Genomic DNA, 21,636 nt, shown 5'->3' on the forward strand with positions numbered 1-21,636 from the left:
CGCCCCGCATCCGCGCCACCAACGGCACGTTGTACGCCGAACCCAGACCCTCCAACCGATCCAGGAACCACAACCGCCGCTGCGCGAACGACACCGGCACCACCTCAGGCCGCACCCCCGCCACCAACGCCGGCCGCGCGGCCGACGCGGTGCCGGTCAGCGTCGCGAGCGCGGCCACGGTCGGGTGCTCGAAGATCGCGCGCACCGAGACGTCCACACCGAGCCGGGACCGCAGGCGGGAGGCGAGCCGGATGGCGAGCAGCGAATGCCCGCCGAGGGCGAAGAAGTCGTCGTCGGCGCCGACCGAGTCGATACCGAGAACGTCCGCGACGGCGGCCGCGACGAGTTCTTCGGCCGGCCCGCGCGGGTCACGGCCCGCACTGCGGGCGCTCGGCTCCGGCAGCGCGGCGACATCGAGCTTTCCGTGGGGCGTCAACGGGAACTCGGCCACCTCGACGATCGCCGACGGCACGAGGTGCGCGGGCAGGCGCGCGGCGAGATGGTCGTGCAGGGGCGGCTCGGGTGAGCCGTCGAGCACGACGTAGGCCAGCAGCCGGGTGTCCCCGTCCGGGCCGGGCCTGGCGAGCACCTCGGCGGAGGTGACGGCCGGGTGCGCGGTGAGTGCCGCACGGACCTCACCGGGCTCGACGCGGAACCCGCGAATCTGCACTTGGTGATCGGCTCTGCCGAGGTAGTCGAGCGTGCCGTCGGCGCGTGGCCGCGCGCGATCGCCGCTGCGGTAGAGCACCGAACCGGGCGGCCCGAACGGGTCGGCGACGAACCGCTGCGCCGTCAGCGCCGCGCTGCCGAGGTAGCCCCTCGCGACGCCGGGCCCGCCGACGTGGATCTCCCCCACCGCGCCGGGTGGCACCGGCCGCAGCGCGTGGTCGAGCACGTGCACCCGCAGGTCCGGCAGCGCGACGCCGATGCCCGCGGTGTCCGCACCGCCCGCCGCGCGCAACTCGGTGTGGGTGACGTGCACGGTGGTCTCGGTGATCCCGTACATGTTCACCAGCACGGGCGCGGTGTCCGGGTGACGGTCGAACCAGCCGGCGAGCCTGCGCTCGTCGAGCGCCTCGCCACCGAAGACGACGTAGCGCAGTGCCAGCTTGGCGCCGGGTTCGTCCTCCCGGTCCTCGTCGGCCTGGCACAGGGCGGCGAACGCCGACGGCGTCTGGTTCAGCACCGTGACCCGCTCGGCGGTCAGCAGCGCCAGCAGCTCACGCGGCGAGCGCGTGACGGTCTGCGGGACCACCACGAGCCGTCCGCCGTGGCAGAGCGCGCCCCAGATCTCCCACACCGAGAAGTCGAAGGCGTAGGAGTGGAACCAGCTCCACACGTCGTCCGGTCCGAAGTGGAACAGCTCGCGGGTGGTGTCCAGCAGCCGGGAGACGTTGTGGTGGGTCACCACCACGCCCTTGGGCCTGCCGGTGGAGCCCGACGTGTAGATGATGTAGGCGGCATCGCCGGGCGCGGGCTCGCCGCGGTGCTCGTCCGTGCCGGTGAGCCGGTCGACGAGCAGCCGGTCCGGCTGCGGGGGCAGCACCCGCTCGGTCGCGGAGTCCGTGAGGATGGTGACGGGCCTGGCGTCGTCGAGGGTCAGCCCGATGCGCTCGGCCGGATACGCCGGGTCGATGGGCACGTACGCGGCTCCGGCCCGCAGCACCCCCAGCAGCGCGACGATCGTGTCCGCGCCGCGCGGCAGCACCACCGCGACGAGGTCCTCCCTGCCAACACCCCGCGCCGCGAGCGTCGCGGCCACCCGGGCCGAGCGCTCGTCCAGCTCGGCGTAGGTGAGCGCGGTCTCGCCGTCGGACACCGCGATCGCCCCGGGTGTGGCGGCGACGTGCGCCGCGATCCGTGCGGGCACGGTCGGGCCCTCGGGTGCGCGCTCGCGTCGCGGCATGAGTGTGGCGCGTTCGTCCGCGGTGAGCAGGTCGAGCGCCGCGAGCGGCCGCGCCGCGTCGGAGGCGAGCTCGGCGAGCAGTCGCAGCAACCGGTCGCCGAGTGTGCGCACCGTCCGCTCGGCGAGCCGGTCCGGCAGGTACAGCAGTCCGAGGTGCAGCGCCGTGCCGGGCTGGGCGATGAGGGTGAGCGGGTAGTGCGTGGCGTCGCTGCCGGAGATCGCGGCCAGCTCCGGCCCCGCGCCGCTGTCCGTGCTGGCCCCGGCATCCCCCGCGTCCAGGGCGTCCACGGGGAAGTTCTCCACCACCACGAGCGTGTCGAACAGCGCCCCCGCGCCCACCTCGCTCTGGATCTCGGCCAGCCCGACGTGCTGGTGGTCGAGCAGCGCGTTCTGCTCGGTGAACACCCGGCGCAGCAGTGCGGAGAAGCCCTCTCCCGGCCTCGGCCGGATGCGCACCGGGACGGTGTTGGCGAACAGCCCGATCATCGACTCGACCCCGGCGAGGTCGGCGGGGCGGCCCGAGACCACGCCGCCGAACACCACGTCGTCGCGGTCGGTGAGCGCACCGAGCAGCACGGCCCACGCGGCCTGCACCACCGTGCTGAATGTGACGCCTTCCCTGCGTGCCAACGCGAGCAGCGCCGCCGTGGTGGTCTCGTCCAGCTCGACGGAGTGCCGCCGCGGCGGCTCCACCGGTGTCGCTGCGGCCGCCGGTGCGATCAGCGTCGCCTCGCCGACCCCGGCCAGCGCCTCCCGCCAGGCGGTCCGCGCTGCTCCGGCGTCCTGCCCGGCGAGCCAGGCGAGGTAGTCGCGGTACGGGCGCACCGACGGCAACCCGGAGGCATCGCCGTCAGTGTCGTAGAGAGCGAGCAGCTCCCGCACCAGCAGCGGCACCGACCAGCCGTCGAGCAGCACGTGGTGGTGCGTCAGCAGCAGCCGGTGTTCCCCTTCTGCCAGCCGGATGAGGGTGAACCGCAGCAACGGCGGCGTCGCCGGGTCGAACCGGCGGCCACGGTCGGCGTCGGCGAGCCGTCGCGCCTCGACGTCCCGCTCAGAGTGCGGCAGAGTGGCGAGGTCCTCGTCCCGCCACTCCAGGTCCACGTCCGCTGGCACCACCTGCACCAGCTGGTCGAGGCCCTCGTGCCAGAAGGCGACGCGCAGGTTGGGATGCCTGCGCAGCAACGCCGTCGCGGCCGCGCGCAACCGGGCCGCGTCGAGCGGGCCGCGCAGGTCGAGCGTGAGCTGCACCGTGTAGAGATCGGCGCCGGACTCGTCGTACATGGCATGGAACACCAGCCCCTGCTGCAGGGGCGCGGCAGGCAGGATGTCCTGGATGCGCGACCGCGTGGTCATCGTGCCCTCCAGTTGTTCTCCAACATCTCGATCTGGTCCTGGCTCAGGGAAACGAGCGGCACGTCCGATGGCGTGTGCCCGCCCGCGTCCGGATCGGCGGTGTGCGCGGCGAGCCCGTCGAGCGCGGCGAACCAGCGCTCGGTGAGCGCCCCCACCTCGTCGGCGCCCCACAGTCCCGGCGCGAACACCCAGTGCACGGCCAGCTCCGGCCCATCCCGGCCGGGGACGACGGAGAGGTTGACGGTGAGTCCCGTCGCGAGCGGCAGACTCGGGTCCGCGGTGCCGCCCAGCCCGGCCGAGACGGGAGACCACGGCGCGTCGGCCGGTGCCCCCGCGTCGAGGCGGCCCAGGTAGTTGAACGTGATTCCCGGCCCTGGCAGGCGGTCGAGCCGCGTGCCCGGATTGAGGTAGCGCAGCAGGCCGTATCCGAGCGCATCGCCGGGCACCGCCCGCACGGTCTCCTTCACCAGCTTGAGCGCGTCGCCCGCGGCGGGGCCGCCGGCACGGGCTCCGGTGACGTCGAGACCGGCCAGCTCGACGCGCACCGGATGCGCGCTGGTGAACCAGCCGACGGTGCGCGACAGGTCCGTCTCCCCGGACGGCCCGCTCAGCTCGGCCCGGCCGTGCCCCTCGACCTCCACCAGCACCGCGTCGCCGCTCAGGTCGGCGAGGCCCAGCACGAGCCCGGCCAGCAGCACCTCGTGGACTCCGGCGTGGAACGCGGGAGCCACGCTGTCGAGCAACGGCCGCGTTCGTTCCGGCGACAGCCGCCGCACCAGGCCCCGCGCGGCGCCAACGGTGTCGCGGCGGGGATCGAGCCGCCGCGCCCGCACGGGATCGGTTCCGCGCAGCGTCTCCGTCCAGTGCCCGAGTTCGCCGGTGCGCCTGCTCGCCGTCGCCTCGGCGGAGAGCAGGCCGGCCCACCGCCGCAACGACGTCGGCACGGGCTCCAGCGCGGGCGTCGATCCCTGGGCGAGCGCGTGCCACGCGGCGGCGAGGTCGGCGAGCAGGATCCGCCACGACACGCCGTCCACCACCAGGTGGTGCACCACGAGCAACAGGTGATCCGGGGCGAGCCACACGAACCGGGCGAGCCGCCCCGCCTCGGGGTCGAGCGAGTCGGCCGCGCGCTCCAGCTGCTCGGCAGCACTCGCCTCGAGATCCGTGCTCGCCTGGGACGCGTCCAGCAACTCGGCGGCCAGACCGGGCGTCGGCGACTCGACCCGCAGCAGCGGCGGCCGAGAACCGGTGTCGAGCCGGGCGCGCAGTGCGTCGTGCCGGTCCAGTACGGCCTGCAGCGCCGCGGTCAGCCGCTCGCGGTCGGCGCCAGTGGGCAGGCGCACCAGCATCGACTGGCAGAACCGGCCGATCGGGCCGCCGCGTTCCAGCAGCCGCAGCATGATCGGGGTCAGCGGCAGCGAGCCGACGCCGTCGGGATCGTCCTGGCCGTGCGCGGTCCGCGTCGAGCCCGCGACGGCGGCCAGCCCGGCGGGTGTGCCGTGCTCGAACACCTGCCGTGGCGTGATCCGCAGCCCGGCCGAGCGCGCGCGGCCCACCAGCTGGATCGCCAGGATGCTGTCGCCGCCCAGTTCGAGGAATCCGTCGTGGACACCCGCGGTCGGCACCCGCAGCAGCTCCGCGTACAGCTCGGCGAGCGCTCGCTCCCGTTCGTCGCGCGGTGCGGCGGAGCCGGTCTGGGACTCCAGGTCGGGTTCGGGCAACCGGTCGGTGTCGAGCTTTCCGTTGGGCCCCAGCGGAAGCTCGTCGATCCGGGTCAGCACGGCGGGCACCAGGTAACCGGGCAGCCGGGCGGCCAGGTACTCACGCAGCGTGCCGGGGCCGGTGTCGGCACCGGGTTCGGCGACGACGTAACCGACGAGCCGACGCGCGCCGGGCCGGTCCTCGCGGGGCACGACCGCGCACCGCGCGACCGCCGGATGCGCGCCGAGCACGGCCTCGATCTCGCCCGGCTCGATCCGGTGTCCCCTGATCTTCACCTGGCGGTCGGCGCGGCCGAGGAACTCCAGCTCGCCGTGTTCGTCACGGCGAGCGAGATCGCCGGTGCGGTAGCGGCGCGTGCCGCCGGGCGCCGCGACGAAGCGCTCCGCGGTGAGCCCCGGCCTGCCGAGATACCCGCGCGCCAGCTGCGGCCCCTCGAGGTAGAGCTCCCCCGGTGCGCCGTCCGGAACGGGCCGGAGCCCGTGGTCGAGCAGCCGCACCCGCATGTTGGCCACCGGCCCGCCCAGCACCGGCGCCGTGCCCGCGACGATGGGCGCGCTCAGCACGTCCACTGTGGACTCGGCCGGCCCGTAGAGGTTCACGCCCGTCGTGTCCGGCGCCGCGGCCAGCCGGTCCCACAGCGCCTGCGGCACCGGCTCACCGCCGAGTGCGACGAGCGCGGGCCGGTGGGCGTTGTGCTCGAGCATTCCGGTGTCCAGCAACGGTTCTACCTGCGACGGCGTCGCCTGGAACACGTCGACGGTCTCGTCGGCGAAGACCTTGGCGAGCAGCTCGGGGTCGCGCCGGGCCTGCTCGTCGGCCAGCCACAACTCGTGTCCTGCGACCATCCACAGCACCGGGTTGAGCGCGGCGTCGAACGAGAACGACGCCAGGTGCGCCACCCGCAGCCGGTCGCGGCCCGCCCGCTGGACGGCGGGCGCGAACAGCGTGCGCCGGTGCGCGGCGACCAGGTTGGCCAGCGCGCCCGACGACACCGCGACCCCCTTGGGGCGGCCGGTCGAGCCCGACGTGTAGACGACGTACGCCAGAGCGTCCCCTGTGGACGGTTCCGGCCCCGGCCAGTGCCGCACGTCGGTTGTCTCCTCGTCGACCCGCAGCACGGGGGCGCCGGCGGGCGGCGCCGCCGATCCCACGGTCGTGAGCACCAGCGACGGCCGGGCGTCGGCCAGCATCAGCTCGATCCGCTCGGCCGGATAGTCCGGATCCACCGGCAGGAACGCGGCACCCGTCATCGACACCGCGAGCACCGCGGTCACGTAGTCGGCCGTGCGCGGCAGCAGCAGCGCGACGAGGTGCTCGGCTCCGGCGCCGTGGGAGGCCAGGCGAGCCGCGAGCGCGCGGGCGCGGGCGTCCAGTTCGGCGTAGCTGAGCCGCTGGGTGCCCGCGACGAGCGCGACGTCGTCGGGCCGCAGGCGCACCTGCTCGGCGAACAGGCCCGCCAGCCCCGTGTCCGGCACGGCCACCTCGGCCCCGCCGCGTTCGGGTTCCGCGGCGAGCGCGACGCGGTGCACCGGCCCGTCAGGGTCCGCGGCCAGCTGTTCCAGCACCCCACGCAGGCTCGCGGCGATCGCCGAGGCCCGCTCGGCGGGAACCAGATCGGGCCGGTGCTTCACGAGCAGCCGCAGCGCCGGACCGTCGGTCGCGGCGAGGATGCTCAGCGGGTAGTGCGTGGCGTCCTGCCCGGTCACCCCGCCGACGGACAACCCGCCCGCCTCGCGGCCCTGCGCCGGATCGACCGGGTAGTTCTCCACCACCAGCAGCGTGTCGAACAGCTCCGTGCCACCGGTCGCGCGCTGGATGTCGCCCAGGCCGAGGTGGTGATGCTCCAGCAGCGCCGCCTGTTCCCGGTGCACCCGCGTGAGCAGATCGGCCACGGTGCCGCGCTCGCCGGCCCGCACTCGCACGGGCACGGTGTTGACGAACAGGCCGAGCATCGACTCCACCCCGGTCAGCTCCGGCGGGCGGCCGGACACGACGGTGCCGAACACGACGTCCGAGGTGCCGGTGAGCCTGCCGAGCGTCAGACCCCACGCGGTCTGGAGCACGGTGCTGAGCGTGACGCCGCAGCGTCGCGCGAGCGCCGTCAGCGCGGCCGTGGCCCGCTCCGGCAGCACCAGCTCGGCCTCCTCGGGCACCACGGGAACCCGGGTGGGGTCGGGCGGGGCCAGCAGTGCCGGACCGTCCATCCCGGACAATCCATCAGCCCACGCCTCGCGGGCGGCTCCGGTGTCCTGTTCGGACAGCCACGCCAGGTAGTCCTGGTAGGGACGCCGCCTCGGCGCTGGCCCACCCGCGTAGCGACTGAGCAGCTCGCCGACCAGCAGCGGGTTGGACCAGCCGTCGGTGACCAGGTGATGGCTCGTGAGCACCAGCCGGTGGTCGTGCTCACCGAGCCGCACGAGCAGGAACCGCAGCAGCGGACCGTGCTCCAGGTCGAAGCGCCGGGCGCGGTCCGCTCGCAGCAGCGCGGCCAGCTCCGCCTCCGCGTCCCCGGACGCGGTGAGGTCCGCTTCCGCCCAGGCGACCGGCATCCGCGCGGGAATCACCTGCACGGCCGTGCCGGAGTCGAGCTGCCGGAACGTGGCCCGCAACGCGGGGTTGGCGTCGAGCACGTCCTGGGCGGCGGAGCGCAGCCGCGGCGCATCCACACCTCCGGAGAGCGTCAGCGCCAGCTGCACGGTGTAGACGTCCAACTCGGCGTTCTCGGTGTTCTCGGCGCCGTCGAACAGCGCGTGGAAGAGCAGGCCGCGCTGCAGCGGAGTCAGCGGCCACACCTCGGCGTTCGCGGGCACCACGGCGTGCAGCTCGGCCGCCTCGCCCTCGGTCGGTGCGAGCAGTGGGAAGTCGGCGGGACCGCGGCGGGCGAGCTCCGGTGACGCCGCGGCGTCGGACAGAGCGCCCAGCGCGGCGAACCACCCGTCGGCGAGCCGTTCCACCTCGGCGGTGTCGAGAACGTCGCGCGGGAACGTCCAGCGCACCGTCAGCTTCGGCCCGTCGGGAGTGTCCACCGTGGAGGCGTTGACGTCGAGCACCGCGGCGGCCGCCAGGCTCGGTGGCACACCGTCGCCCGCTCCCGGCTCGGGCGCGGGTGTCCAGTCCCCGCCGCTCGACCCGGCGCCGATGCGGCCGAGGTAGTTGAACGAGAGCTGCGGCAGCGGCGCCGCCACGAGTTCCGGTTCTCGGCGCAGGTAACGCAGCACGCCGAACCCGGTGCCGCCCGAGGGCAGCCCGCGCAACCGCTGCTTCACGCGGTCCACGGCGCGGGCGGTCTCGGCCGTGGCCGACAACGCCGCGCCGACGTCGACGCCCCGCAGGTCCAGCGATACCGGATACAGGCTGGTGAACCAGCCGACTGTGCGGTCGAGGTCGTCGGCCTCGCGGCCGTGCCCCTCGACGGCGACGCGGACGGGGTCGTCGCCGCCACGCCAGCGCGCGACGGCGAGGGCGAGCGCCGAGAGCAGCACCTCCGGCAGCCGCGCGTGCCAGGCCGAGGCGACGCTGGTCAGCAGCGCGGCGGTGGCCTCGGTGGGCAGCTCACGCCACACGTGCGCGGTCGTGGCGACCGTGTCGCGCTCCGGGTCGAGGGCGCGCCGCCCGAGCGGCGCCTCGACGCCGAGCAGTTCCCGCCAGTACGGCAGCTCGGCCGAGAAGTCCCTGGCGGACAACGACTCCGCCCACGCCCGCAGCGACGTGGCGACGGGCGCGGGCTCGGCCGAGCGCCACGCCGCGGCCAGGTCGGAGAGCAGGATCCGCCACGACACCCCGTCGACGACGAGGTGGTGGATCACCGCGAGCAACCGGCCGGGACGCTCACCGCGATCCAGCCAGACGAACCGCGCGACGTGGCCGCGCTCGGGGTCCAGCTCCGCCAGCGCGGCCTCGTGTTCCCTCGCGACGAGCGTGGCCAGGTCGGTCCCGGTCGCGTCGACCCTGCGGACCAGCGCGTCGACGTCCGGCACCGGGCCGGGCGCCACCGTGAGCGTGCCACCCTCGGGGTCCCACGTCGCGCGCAGTGCGTCGTGGGAGTTCAGCAGCGCGGTGACCAGCCGTCGCAGCCCCGGCAGGTCGAGCGCCGCCGGGGTGTGGACCACCGCGTGCTGGGCGAAGGACCGCGGATCGCCGCCGCGTTCGGCCAGCCAGCCCGACATCGGGGTCGGCGGCACTGTGCCGGTTCCCGAGTCCGCGCGCCGCGCCACGGGCGTGTGCTCGGCGACCGCGGCCAGCGCCGCCACGGTGGGCCGCTCGAAGACGTCGCGGGGACGCACGCGCAGGCCCGCCGCACGGGCGCGGCTGACGAGCTGGATCGACACGATGCTGTCGCCGCCGAGAGCGAAGAAGTCGTCGTCCAGCCCCACCCGCTCCAGCCCGAGCAGATCGCCGATCAGCCCGGCCAGCGTCACCTCGGCCACCGACGCGGGCGCGCGGTAGGCGGACGCGGGGCGTTCGGGCGCGGGCAGCGCCGCGCGCTCGAGTTTGCCGGTGGCGCCCAGCGGCAGGGCATCGAGCACCACGTGGGAAGTGGGCACCATGTACTCGGGCAGCGCGGCGGCGACGTGCGCACGCACGGCGTCCTGGTCGGGCGCGGTGTCGCGGGCCGGAACGAGGTAGGCGACCAGCCTGCGCTCGCCCTCGTCCTCGCGGACGACGACGGCGCACGTGCCCACCCCTGGCGCGGTGCGCAGCACCGACTCCACCTCGCCGAGCTCGATCCGGAACCCGCGCAGCTTCACCTGGTCGTCGGCCCTGCCGAGGAACTCCAGCTGCCCGTCGGCGCGCCAACGGACCCGGTCACCCGTGCGGTACATGCGCGCCCCCGCACCGGAGAACGGGTCGGCGACGAACCGGTCCGCGGTGAGGCCACTCCGGCCCAGGTAGCCACGCGCGAGCCGTGCACCGCCCAGGTACAGCTCCCCCGGCACGCCGGGCGGCACCGGCACGAGCCCGGCGTCGAGCACGCGGACCCTGGTGCCGCCGATCGGCCTGCCGATCGGCGGCACGCCGTGGTCGCCTCCGTGGTCACGCCAGGCCGTGGCGTAGACCGTCGCCTCGGTCGGCCCGTAGGCGTTGACCACCGCCGCACCGGGCAGCACGTCCCGGATCCGGCGCAGCAGCCCGGCGCCGAGCGCCTCACCCGCGGGCACCACCAGTCCGGTGTCGAGGCTCAGGTCCCCGGTGCCCAGCAGCGCGTCCAGCACGGACGGCACACCGCTCACGGCGCTGGGAGCCCAGCCCCGTTCCGGGTCGCGAGCCGGTTCCAGCAGATCGCTGGTCAGCTCGATCGAGCCGCCGGTGAGCAGCGGCGCGAACAGCTCGAACACGGACACGTCGAAGTTCAGCGACGTGGACGCCAGCAGGCGCCGCAACACCTCCGGCCCCAGCTCCGCCTCGGCCCACGCCGCCAGCCGCGCCACCGCACGCTGGGGCACCACGACGCCCTTGGGCACACCGGTGGAGCCGGAGGTGTAGATCGCGTACGCCGGGTGGTCCGGGTGCGCGGGCAGCGCGCGGTCGGCGTCGGTCAGATCGTCCGCGGAGAACCCCGCGGTGTCCGCGTCGTCCAGCCGCAGCACCGGAACGGGCTCGGGCAGCGCCGCCGCGTCGGTGGTGAGCACCAGCACCGGATCGGCGTCGGTGACCATGAACTCCAGCCGCCTCGCCGGGTAGGCGGGGTCGAGCGGCAGGTAGGCCGCACCCGCCTTGAGCACGGCGAGCACGGCCACCAGCAGCTCGGGCGTGCGCGGCAGGCCGATGCCCACCAGGCGCTCGGCGCGGGCTCCCCGGCTCACCAGCAGGCGCGCGAGCCGGTTGGCGCGGGCGTTGAGCTCGCCGTAGCTCAGCACGGTGGTCGCGGTGTGGATCGCGGGCGCGTCGGGTGTGCGGGCGGCGATCTCTTCGAACAGCGCGGCCAGCGGCGCACCGTCCACAGTGTCCACGGTCCCGTCGTCTCCCGCCCAACCGCCGAGCACGAGGTCGCGCTCGTCGCCGATGAGCACGTCGAACCGCGACAGCGGCGCGTCCGGCTCCGCGAGCATCGCGGCGAGCAGGGACTCCCAGCGCCGCGCCAGCTCGGCCGCGGTGCCGTCGGCGAAGAGGTCCGCGTCGGCGACGACGGCGGCGTCCACACCGCGTTCCGGGTCGTCGACGACCGCGAACGTCAGGTCGAACTTGGCCGTGCCGGTGTCCACCAGGTCCAGCTCGGCGTTCAGCCCGGGGAGATCGGGCGGGTTCCCGTCGCGGCGCTGGTAGGACACCAGTACCTGGAACAGCGGATGACGCGAGAGCGAGCGCTGCGGGCGCAGTTCGTCCACCAGCTGCTCGAACGGCACGTCGGCGTGGTCGAGCGCCTCCAGCACGGTGCGCCGGGCCCGGCCGGTCAGCTCGGTGAGGCTCGGATCGCCCGTGAGGTCGTTGCGCAGCACCAGGGTGTTGACGAAGAAGCCGATCAGGTCGGCGAGTGCGTCGTCGTCGCGGCCGGCCACCGGGGTGCCCAGCGGGACGTCGTCGCCGGCTCCGAGCTTGGCGAGCAGTGCGGCGACGACGCTCTGGCAGACCATGAACACGCTCGAGGAGTGCTGGTGTGCGAACTCCCGCAGCCGCGCGGCCAGCTCGGGCGGGACCCGGAACTCCGCGGTCTCACCGCGGTAGCCGGGCGTGTCGGGGCGGGGCCGGGCGCCCGGCAGTTCCAGCTCGTCGGGCAGTCCGGCGAGCCGCTCGCGCCAGTAGCGGACCTGGCCGGCGAGCTCGCTGCCGGGATCGGCGGCGTCGCCGAGCGCGGTGCGTTGCCAGAGCGCGTAGTCGGCGTACTGGACGGGCAGCGCGGTCCACTGCGGACGGTCCCCCGCGACCCGTGCGCGGTACGCGGCGGCCAGGTCGTCGACGAGCGGGCGCAGCGACCACTCGTCGGCGACGATGTGGTGCGCCACGAGCAGGAGCGTGTGCTCGCGCTCCCCGGTGGTGAACAGCGTGGCCACCACGGGGATTCCGTCCGTCAGCGGCACCGCGCGACGGGCGGCGTGCTCCAGCTCATCGGCGAGCTCCTCCGGCGCGACCCGGACCTCCGGGACGGCCAGCTCGACGCTCTCGACGGCGACCACGTCCTGACGGGGCACGCCGTCGTCGTCGGGGAAGGTCGTGCGCAGACTCTCGTGCCGGGCCAGCACATCCCGCAGCGCGGCGTGCAGCGCCTCGCGCTCCAGGGTGCCGGACAGGCGCAGCACCACGGGCACGTTGTAGGCGGGCGTCCGTCCCTCCAGCTGGTGCAGGAACCACAGCCGCTGCTGCGCGAAGGACAGCGGCGTGCGTTCCGGCCGGGGCCGACGCTCGAGCGCGGGACGACCGCGGCCCTGGACACCGAGGCGCCGCGCGAGCGCGGCCACGGTCGGAGCCTCGAACACCGTGCGCACGGAGACCTCGGCACCCAGCAGCGCCCGCAGTCGCGACACGAGCCGGATCGCGAGCAGCGAATGCCCGCCCGAGGCGAAGAAGTCCTCGTCCACCCCGACCTCGGCTGTCCCGAGCAGTTCGGCGAACAGCCCGCACAGCAGCTCCTCGCGCTCGGTGCGCGGCGCGGTGCGACGGGCGGGCCCGGTGGCCGGTTCCGGCAATGCGGCGCGGTCGAGCTTTCCGTTGCGGGTCAACGGGAACGCGGCCAGCGCCACGATCGCGGACGGGACGAGCTGCGGCGGCAGCACCGACCGCGCGTGCGCGGCGAGCACGTCCTCACCGGCGGTCCCGGTCACGTAGGCGAGCAGGCGCGGCTGTCCCGCGTGGTCGGGCCGGGCCAGCACGACGGCGGCCGTGACGTCCGGGTGTCCGGCGAGTGCGGCCTCCACCTCGCCCGGTTCGATCCGGAAGCCGCGGATCTTCACCTGGGAGTCCGCGCGTCCGGCGAACTCGAGCGCGCCGTCGGCCCGCCGGCGCGCGAGGTCGCCCGTGCGGTAGCAGCGCTCGCCAGGCTCGCCGAACGGGTCGGCCACGAACCGCTCCGCGGTCAGCCCCGGCCTGCCGAGGTACCCGCGGGCGAGCCCCGCGCCCGCCAGGTACAACTCCCCCGCGACACCGTCGGGCACCGGCCGCAGCGCGGCGTCGAGCACGTGTGCGCGCATCCCGTCGAGCGGGCGGCCGATCGGCGTCACCGTCGCGGGTCGCTCACCCGCGGCCATCGCGTGCGCCGTGGCGAACGTGGTGGTCTCGGTCGGGCCGTAGCCGTTGACCACGGTGATCCCGGGTGCCGCGGTGAGGACCCGTCGCACGGCGGGCGGCGGCACGACGTCGCCGCCCGTCCAGACCTCGCGGACCCCACGCAACGTCTCGGGCGACTCCTCGGCGACCACGGAGAACAGGCCCGCGGTGAGCCACAGCGCCGTGACGCCGTACTCGCTCAGCAGCGTGCCCAGGGTGGCGGTGTCGAGCCTGCCCTCGGGTGCGAGCACGACCTGCCCGCCGGACAACAGCGGCACCCACAGCTCGTAGGTCGCCGCGTCGAAGGAGTAGGGCGAGTGCAGCAGCACCCGCTCGTGCGCGCCCCCGCGGAACCGGCTGTCGGTGGCGAGCGCCGTGATGTCCGCGCCCGTCACGGCAACGCCCTTGGGCACGCCGGTGGAGCCGGACGTGAACATCACGTAGGCCAGGCGCGCGGGATCCGCGTCCGGCAGCGCGACCTCCGGCGGCCGCACGTCCTCGTCTACCGCCAGCACGGGCAGGTCCCCTGCGGGTGGTGCCTCGCCCGAACGAGCGAGCACCAGCGCGGCCGCCGACTGCCGCAGCAGCTCCGCCGTGCGCGTCGCGGGCTGGTCCGGTTGCAGCGGCAGGTACGCGGCACCGCAGCGCAGCACCGCGAGCGTGGCCACGACCAGCTCCGCACAGCGCGGCAGAGCCAGCGCCACGACCGTCTCCGGTCCCGCTCCCGCCGCCGCGAGCCGCCGGGCGAGCGCGTCGGCCCTGGCATCCAGCTCCGCGTAGGTCAGCCGCGTGCCATCCCGCACGAGCGCCACGGCGCCGGGTGTGCGCGCGGCCTGATCGCGGAACAGCTCGTCGGGCGCCCGGCGAGATCCGGCGGCGCCGGTGGCGTTGCGCTCGGCGAGCCGGGCGAGCTCGGGTTCGCCGAGCAGCTGCACCGCACCGATCCCGCGCTCCGGATCGTCCACAACGGACTCCAGAAACCGGGTGAGGAACTCGCCGAGCCGCGCGGCGCCGTCCGCGGTGAACAGCGTGGTGCGGTAGTTGATCGTGACGTCGAGCCGGTCGCCGGTGCCGGCGAACACCAGCGTCAGGTCGAACTTCGCCGTCGGGGTGCGCAGCGGGGCCGCCTCGGCGGTGAGCTGCCCCCAGTGCGGTGCGACGACCTCGTCGCGGTGCACGAGAAGTACGCGCGGCACGGCCGCGGCGGGGTCGGCCCTGCGCAGGCCGAGCGCGTCGACCAGTTGGTCCAGCGGCACGTCCTGGTGAGCGTAGGCCTCCAGGTCGGTGTCGCGCACGCGGCCCAGCAGCTCGGTGAACGCCGGGTTCCCGGTGACGTCGGTGCGCAGCACGAGCGTGTTGACGAAGAAGCCGACGAGCTCGTCGAGCGCCGCGTCCGACCGGCCCGCCGTCACCGTGCCCAGCGGCAGGTCCGTCCCCGCGCCGAGCCTGCTGAGCACCGCGGCGGTCGCGGCTCGCAGCACCATGAACGGGGTGGTGCCGGTCGCCGAGGCGAGCCGCCGCACGCCCCTCGCGACGGCAGGGCTCAGCCGGAGATCGTGGTAGGCGCCCTCGCTCGGATCGCCGTCGGTCGGCGCCGCGAACGGGAGGTCGTGCTCCACCGGGAGCTCGTCGAGCCGTTCGGCCCAGTACGCGGTCTGCTCGGCGAGCGGGCTCGCCGGGTCGGCGGGGTCGCCGAGCACCTCGTGGTGCCACGTCGTGTAGTCGGCGTACTGCACGGGCAGCGGTTCCCAGTCCGGCGCGGTGCCCTCGGCCCGGGCGCCGTAGGCACGGGCGAGGTCGCCGAGCAACGGCCCCATCGACCACTCGTCGCACGCGATGTGGTGTGCCAGCAGCAGCACCGTGTGCTCATCGGGTCCGGTGTGCCACAGTCCCACCCGCAGCGGCGGCTCGGACTCCAGGTCGAATCGGTAGGCCGCGGCCTGGTCGAGCCCGTCCTCAGCGCCGTGGACGTGGACGCATCCGGCGAGCCGCGCGTCGTCGGCTGGCAGCACGTGCTGACCGGGAGTCCCGTCCCGCACCGGGTACAGCGTGCGCAGCACCTCGTGCCTGGTGAGCACATCGGTCACGGCCGCGCGCAGCGTCCCGGTGTCGAGCCGGCCGCGCAGGTTCACCGCCACCGCGACGTTGTAGGTCGCACCGCCGTCGAGCCGGTCGGCGAGCCACAACCGGTGCTGCGCCGGCGACAACGGCAGTGGGTCCGGCCGGGGCCCCGGCCGGGGCCCGGTCCGCGCGGCGGTACCCGCCGACGCGCTGAGCCCGCGCACGGTGGGTGACGTGAACACGTCCCGCAGCGTCAGTTCGAGGCCCAGTTCGGCTCGGGCGCGCGTGAGCAGCCGCGTAGCGAGCAACGAATGCCCGCCGAGGGCGAAGAAGTCGTCGTCGATGCCCGTCTCGGGCAGCCCGAGCACGTCGGCGAACAAGCGGCACAGCGACGCCTCCGCCGGGGTCCTCGGCGCAGTGCCTCCGACGAGGGAGGAACGGTCGGGCGCGGGCAGCGCGCGGCGGTCCACCTTCTGGTTGGGCAGCAACGGAAGCGCGTCGAGGACGACGAACGCCGAGGGCACCTCGTGGGCGGGCAGCGTCGCGGTGGCCCGGTGCCGCAGCGCGCCAGGGTCGACGTCTCGTCCTGGCGCGGGCACCACGTAACAGACCAGCTGCGTGGCGGAGTGGTCGGAACCGTCGCTGTCGAGTGCGACCGCCACCGCCTCGGCCACCGCGGGATCGGCCAGCACCGCGGCCTCGATCTCGGCGGGCTCCACCCGGAAGCCGCGGATCTTCACCTGGTCGTCGATCCGGCCGAACATCTCGATCTGGTCGTCGGCCGTCCAGCGCACCAGGTCACCGGTGCGGTACAGGCGCGCACCCGGCTCGCCGAACGGGTCGGCGACGAACCGGCCCGAGGTCAGGTCCGGCCTGCCGAGGTAGCCGCGCGCGAGCCCGGCGCCCCCGAGGTACAGCTCCCCCGCGACGCCCGGTGGCACGGGCCGCAGCGCCGCGTCGAGGACGTAGGCCGTCTTGTCGACGTCGGGGCGGCCGATCGCGACGGTGCCCTGGGTGAAGCCGCGCGGGCACGTCCACAGGGTCGAGTTCACCGTGGACTCGGTTGGCCCGTAGGCGTTGAACATCGGGTGGTCCGGCGACCAGCGCGCGAACAACGTCGGCGGGCAGTGATCGGCGCCGACGATCACCGTCATTCCGGACGGCAGGCTGTCCTCGGGCACAGTGGCGAGCGCCGAGGGCGGCACGTCGATGTGGGTGAGCCGGTGGCGCGTCACGAACTCCGCGAGCGCGGGCCCGAGCCGTTGCTCGGCGGGCACCACCGCGAGCGCGCCGCCGGAGAACAGGCTCATCGCCAGTTCCGAGAACATCATGTCGAAGCTCGGCGACGCGAACTGCAGGTGCCGCGTGCCCGGCCCGGCCGTGACCGTGCTGTCCCAGGTCTCGATCAGCCCGGCGAGCCCCTCGTGGGTGGAGACCACGGCCTTGGGCGTTCCGGTGGATCCGGACGTGTAGATCAGATACGCCGCGTGGGCGGGTCGCAGAGGCCCGCACCGATCGGCATCGGTGGGGTCCGTGTCCGGCCGATCCGCCAGGGTGCGCTCGTCGTCGAGCAGCAGCCGAGGCACCCCCTCCGGGGCGTGCGCGGCACTGGCCCGGTCGGTGATCACCAGTACCGGCCGGGCATCCGAGAGCACAAAGGACACTCGTTCGGCCGGGTAGTCCGGGTCCACCGGCAGGTACACCGCGCCCGCCTTGAGTACGGCCAGCAGGCTCACCACGACCTCGGCCGAGCGCGGCAGCAGTACGGCCACGGGTTGTTCGGGCCCGGCGCCATGAGCGATCAGCGCGTGCGCGAGCCGGTTGGCGTGTGCGTTGAGCTCGCCGTAGGTCAGTTCCCCGGCGTCGGTGAGCAACGCGGGCGCGGCGGAATCGCGCGCGACCTGGCGTTCGAAGAGCACCGGCGCGGTCTCGGGTTCGAGTCGCAGGTGCCTGCCGCGTCCCCTGCTCAGTTCACCGTCCAGTTCGGACCGCGAGAGCACCTCGATCGCCGACAACCGACGGTGCGCGTCGGTGGCGGCCGCCTCCAGCAGCGCCACGAACCACCTGGCGATCCGCTCCATCGTCGCGTGCTCGAACAGCTCCGTGCTGAACTCGATCTCGCCGTGCAGACCGGATTCACCCGCGCGCTCGGTCAGTGCGAAGGCCAGATCGAACTTCGCCGTGCCGGTGCGGATCAGCTCGCGGCGCGGCGTCAGGTCCCCGAATCCCGCGACGCCCGCGTCCTCGGTGCGCAGGTCCAGCATCACCTGGAACAGCGGGTGCCTGGCGCTCGCGCGCACCGGGTTCAGCGCCTCCACCAGGCGCGCGAACGGCAGGTCCTGGTTGGCCAGCGCTGCCAAGTCGGTGTCGCGGACCCGGCCGAGCAGCTCGGCGAACGTCGGGTTGCCGGAGGTGTCCGTGCGCAGCACCAGTGGGTTGACGAAGAACCCGACCACCGTGTCGAGTGCGGCGTCGGTGCGTCCGGCCGAGGGCACGCCGATCGGCAGGTCCTCACCCGCGCCGAGTCGCGTGAGCACCGCGGCCAGCGCGGCGTGCAGCACCATGAACAGGCTCACGCCCTCGTCCGCGGCCAGCGCGCGGAGCCGGTCGTGCAGATCGGCGGGGACGGTGAACGCCAGCGCGTCGCCCTCGCCGGTGGGATGTGCGGGCCGCGCGTGGTCGGCCGGCAGGGCCAGCTCCTCGGGCAATCCCGCGAGCCGGTCGCGCCAGTACGCGAGCTGCCTGCCGCCGACGCTGTCGTCGTGGGCCGGGTCGCCGAGCAGCCGCGCCTGCCACACCGAGGCATCGGCGTAGCCGGGACCGGCCTGCTCCCAGTCGGGTGCCCTGCCCTCGCTACGCGCCGTGTAGGCGTGCGCGAGGTCCGCGGTGAGCAGGTCGAGCGACCACTCGTCGGCGACGATGTGGTGCAGCAGCACCAGCAGCGCGCGCTCGCCTCGATACCACTCGAACAGCACCGGCGGCGCCGAGACGAGGTCGAACGCGTGCCGGACGCGAGCCTCCGGCGACCCGTCCGCGAGCGTGAGTTCCGGCCACCGCTCCGGATCGGCCAGTACCACCTGCCTGGCGGAGGCCACCTCGCCGTCCCCCTCGGCAACGACGGTGCGCAGGCCAGCGTGCCTGGCGACGACGTCGCGCACGGCCTCGGCGAGCACGTCGGCGCCGGGATCGCGGTCGAAGCGCAGCACCAGCGGCACGTTGTAGGCGGGGCTGGGGCCTGACATGCGATGCAGGAACCACAGTTGCCGTTGCGCGAACGACAACGGCACGGGCCCGTCCCCCGCCTCGCCACGCTCGGGCGACGGCCGGGTGGGAGAGCCGGAGCCGAGTACGCGGGCGAGCCCCGCAGGCGTCGGCGTGTCGAACACCTGGCGCACGGCGATCTCGGCGCCCAGCACGGCTCGTACGCGGGCCACCAGGCGCATCGCCGACAACGAATGCCCGCCGAGCGCGAACAGGTCGTCGCGCACACCGACGCCGGACCTGCCGAGCACCTCGGCGAACACCCGGCACAGCACCTGCTCCTCCGGCGTCGCGCCCCTGTCCGGCGAACCGTCCGCGCCGAAGGACGGCGCGGGCAGAGCCGCTCGGTCGATCTTGCCGTTGGGTGTGGACGGAAACTCGTCGAGCACCAGCAGCGCCGAAGGAACGAGGTAGCCAGGCAGCACGTCGCCGAGCGCGCCCTTGAGCGTCGCGGGGTCCAGCGTCGCACCCGTTCCGGGCACCACGTAGCCCACCAGCGCGCCGTCGGTCGCCACCACGACAGCGCGGGAGACGCCGGGCTGTGCGAGCAGCGCCGCCTCGACCTCGCCCGGCTCGATCCGGAACCCCCGCACCTTTACCTGGTGATCGGCCCGGCCGAGCACCTCGACGACACCGTCCGGCCTGCGCCGCGCGAGGTCACCGGTGCGGTACAGCACCGCACCCGCGGGGCCCGACGGGTCGGCGACGAACCGGGTGGCGGTGAGGCCCGCGCGGTGCAGGTAACCCTGCGCGACCCCGGCTCCGGCGAGGTAGAGCTCGCCGGAGGCGGCCTCGTGCAGCGCGCGGTCGAGCACCCGCAGCCGCGTGTTCAGCACCCCGCGTCCGACCGGCGGGTCCTGGCCCTTATCGTCCGGTCCGAGATGCCACACGGCCGACCAGATCGTGGTCTCGGTCGGTCCGTACAGGTTCGTCACGCTCGCGCCCGCGGCACGCAGCCGGGTAGCGAGCGCGTCCGGCAACCGCTCCCCGCCGACGAATGCCCGCACGCCGCGCAGTGCCTCCGGATCGTGGTCCACCAGCGCGGTCCACAGCGACGGCGTTGCCTGGACGACGCCGGAACCGCTGTCGCGCAACAGGGTCGTCAACACAGCCGGGTCCCTGGTCTGGTCCCGGTCTGCGAGCACCACCGTCGCCCCGCTCGTCAAGGGCAGGAACAGCTCGAGCGCCGCGATGTCGAAGCCCACGGTGGTGACGGCGAGCAGCCGCTCCCCCGGCCGCACCGGCACCTCGGCCGACATGGCGTGCAGGAAGTTCACGAGGTTCGCCGACGACACCACCACGCCCTTGGGGCGCCCGGTGGAGCCGGAGGTGTAGATGACGTAGGCCGCCGCGTCGGCGTGCGGCACCCGCGTGGGGAACGGCTCGACGGCACCCGGGCGCTCCGGCGGCGTGAGCGACAGGGTCCCCGCGGGGACGGTCAGGTCCGTCGGGACCGCGGTGACGAGCACCGCCGGGCGCGCGTCGGCGAGCATCGTCTCCAGGCGCGCACGCGGGAAGTCGGGGTCCAGTGGCAGATAGGCGGCACCGGTCTTGGCCACGCCGAGCAGGGTCGCCACGAGATCCGCCGAGCGCGGCAGCAACACCGCGACGAGACCGCCCTCGCCGACGCCGAGGGCGGCGAGTTCGCGCGCCGTCGCATCCGCCCGCGCATCCAGCTCGGCGAAGGTCAGCTCCCCGCCATCGGCGACCAGTGCCACCGCGTCGGGAGTCGCCGCGGCCTGCCGCGCGAACATCGCGCCCAGTCCGTCGGCGGGCACGTCGGCGGCAGGGCCGTCCGAGTCCTGCGGGCGCGGGGCGCGCGATCCGTTGTCCAGCACACCGAGCGGGGTGTCCGGGCCACGCTCGACAAGCTGACCGAGCAGCCGGGTGAAGCCCGTCAGGTGCGCGGCCAGCTCGCGCTCGTCGTAGACGTCGGGGTTGCCGTCGAGCTGCAGCAGCAGCGTGTCGTCCGGGGCCTTGCTGACCGTCAGCGCGACGTCCTCGACCGCGCCAGCCGCCAGGTAGTGCGCCCGGCCCTGGCACGCGCCGAACCGCAGCGGCGCGTCGAACGGCTTGAGGTTGACCCACGGCCCCACCAGCCGCCTGCCATCACCGAGCAACCGCAGGTCGCGCCGGATGTCCTCACCGCGGTAGCGCTGGTGCCGCCGCGTGGCACGCAGCTCGGCCCGCACGGCATCGGTCAGTTCTGCGATCGTGGTCCACGGGCTGGTGGCCAGCCGCAGCGGCAGCACGTTGACGGTGCTCGCGGGCACCCGCGCGGCGACGGAGCCGAACCGGCCCATCACCGGCAGCCCGAGCACCACCTCGTCCGCTCCGCTCACCCGGTGCAGCCAGGCCGCGGCCGCGGCGACGAGCAACTCGGTCCAGCCGCCGCGTGGCGCACGCTCGGCGAGTGCCCGGCCCACCTCGGGACCGAGCCGGTCCTCGACGCGGTGGATCGTGTGCGCGGGCGGCGCGGTGCGCTCGCGCAGGGACGCGACCTCGTCCAGCCCGGCCAGCCGGTCCGTCCACACCCGACGGTCGCGGTCGAGCTCGGCCGACTCGGCGTAGGCGGTGTCCTCGTCGACCAGTTCGGCCAGCGGCGCGAACGGTGAGTCCCCCGGCGACTCACCGTTCACCAGTGCCGTGTAGACGTCGGACACCCGCGCCGCCACCATCGCGAAGCCGTAGGCGTCGAGCAGGATGTGGTGGAACCGCTGGAACCACAGGTGCCGGTCGTCACCGACCCGCAACAGCGCCTGGGTGACCAGCCGATCGCCGGTGAGCTCGGCCGGGGTCGCGACGTCGGCGCGCATCCACGCCAGCGCCGCCGCCTCCGGATCGGTCCGGTCCCGCAGGTCGAGCACCACCAGCGGACGCCCCGTGAGCGCCCGGGGTGTCTGCCGTGGCCGTCCGTCCGGCCCAGTGGTGAACTCAGCACGCAGCCCGTCGGCCTCCTGCAACACCCGCGTCACCGCGTCGGCGAAGGCATCCCGGTCGAGCTCGCCCTGGATGTCCACGTACTCCGCGGTGTTGTACGTCGGGTTGCCCTCGTCCACGTGCTGCGCCCGCCAGATGCCGGACTGGGCTCGGGTCAGGTTGATCACGGACTGGTCCCCCACACAGATCGTCAG

Annotated in this window: 2 protein-coding genes; both read right to left on the reverse strand. The window is 74.6% G+C overall.

Annotated elements, in window-relative coordinates; genetic code table 11:
• A partial coding sequence (locus tag JHE00_RS05100; protein ID WP_200315208.1) for a non-ribosomal peptide synthetase occupies positions 1-3,259 on the reverse strand: 3,259 nt, incomplete at its 3' end.
• A complete protein-coding gene (locus tag JHE00_RS05105) occupies positions 3,256-21,609 on the reverse strand; it encodes a non-ribosomal peptide synthetase (RefSeq protein WP_200315210.1) in 18,354 nt (6,117 codons plus the stop codon). The genes JHE00_RS05100 and JHE00_RS05105, both read right to left, overlap by 4 nt.
• Positions 21,610-21,636 lie beyond the last annotated feature (27 nt).

This window comes from Prauserella cavernicola (assembly GCF_016595675.1).
GTDB lineage: Bacteria > Actinomycetota > Actinomycetes > Mycobacteriales > Pseudonocardiaceae > Prauserella_A > Prauserella_A cavernicola.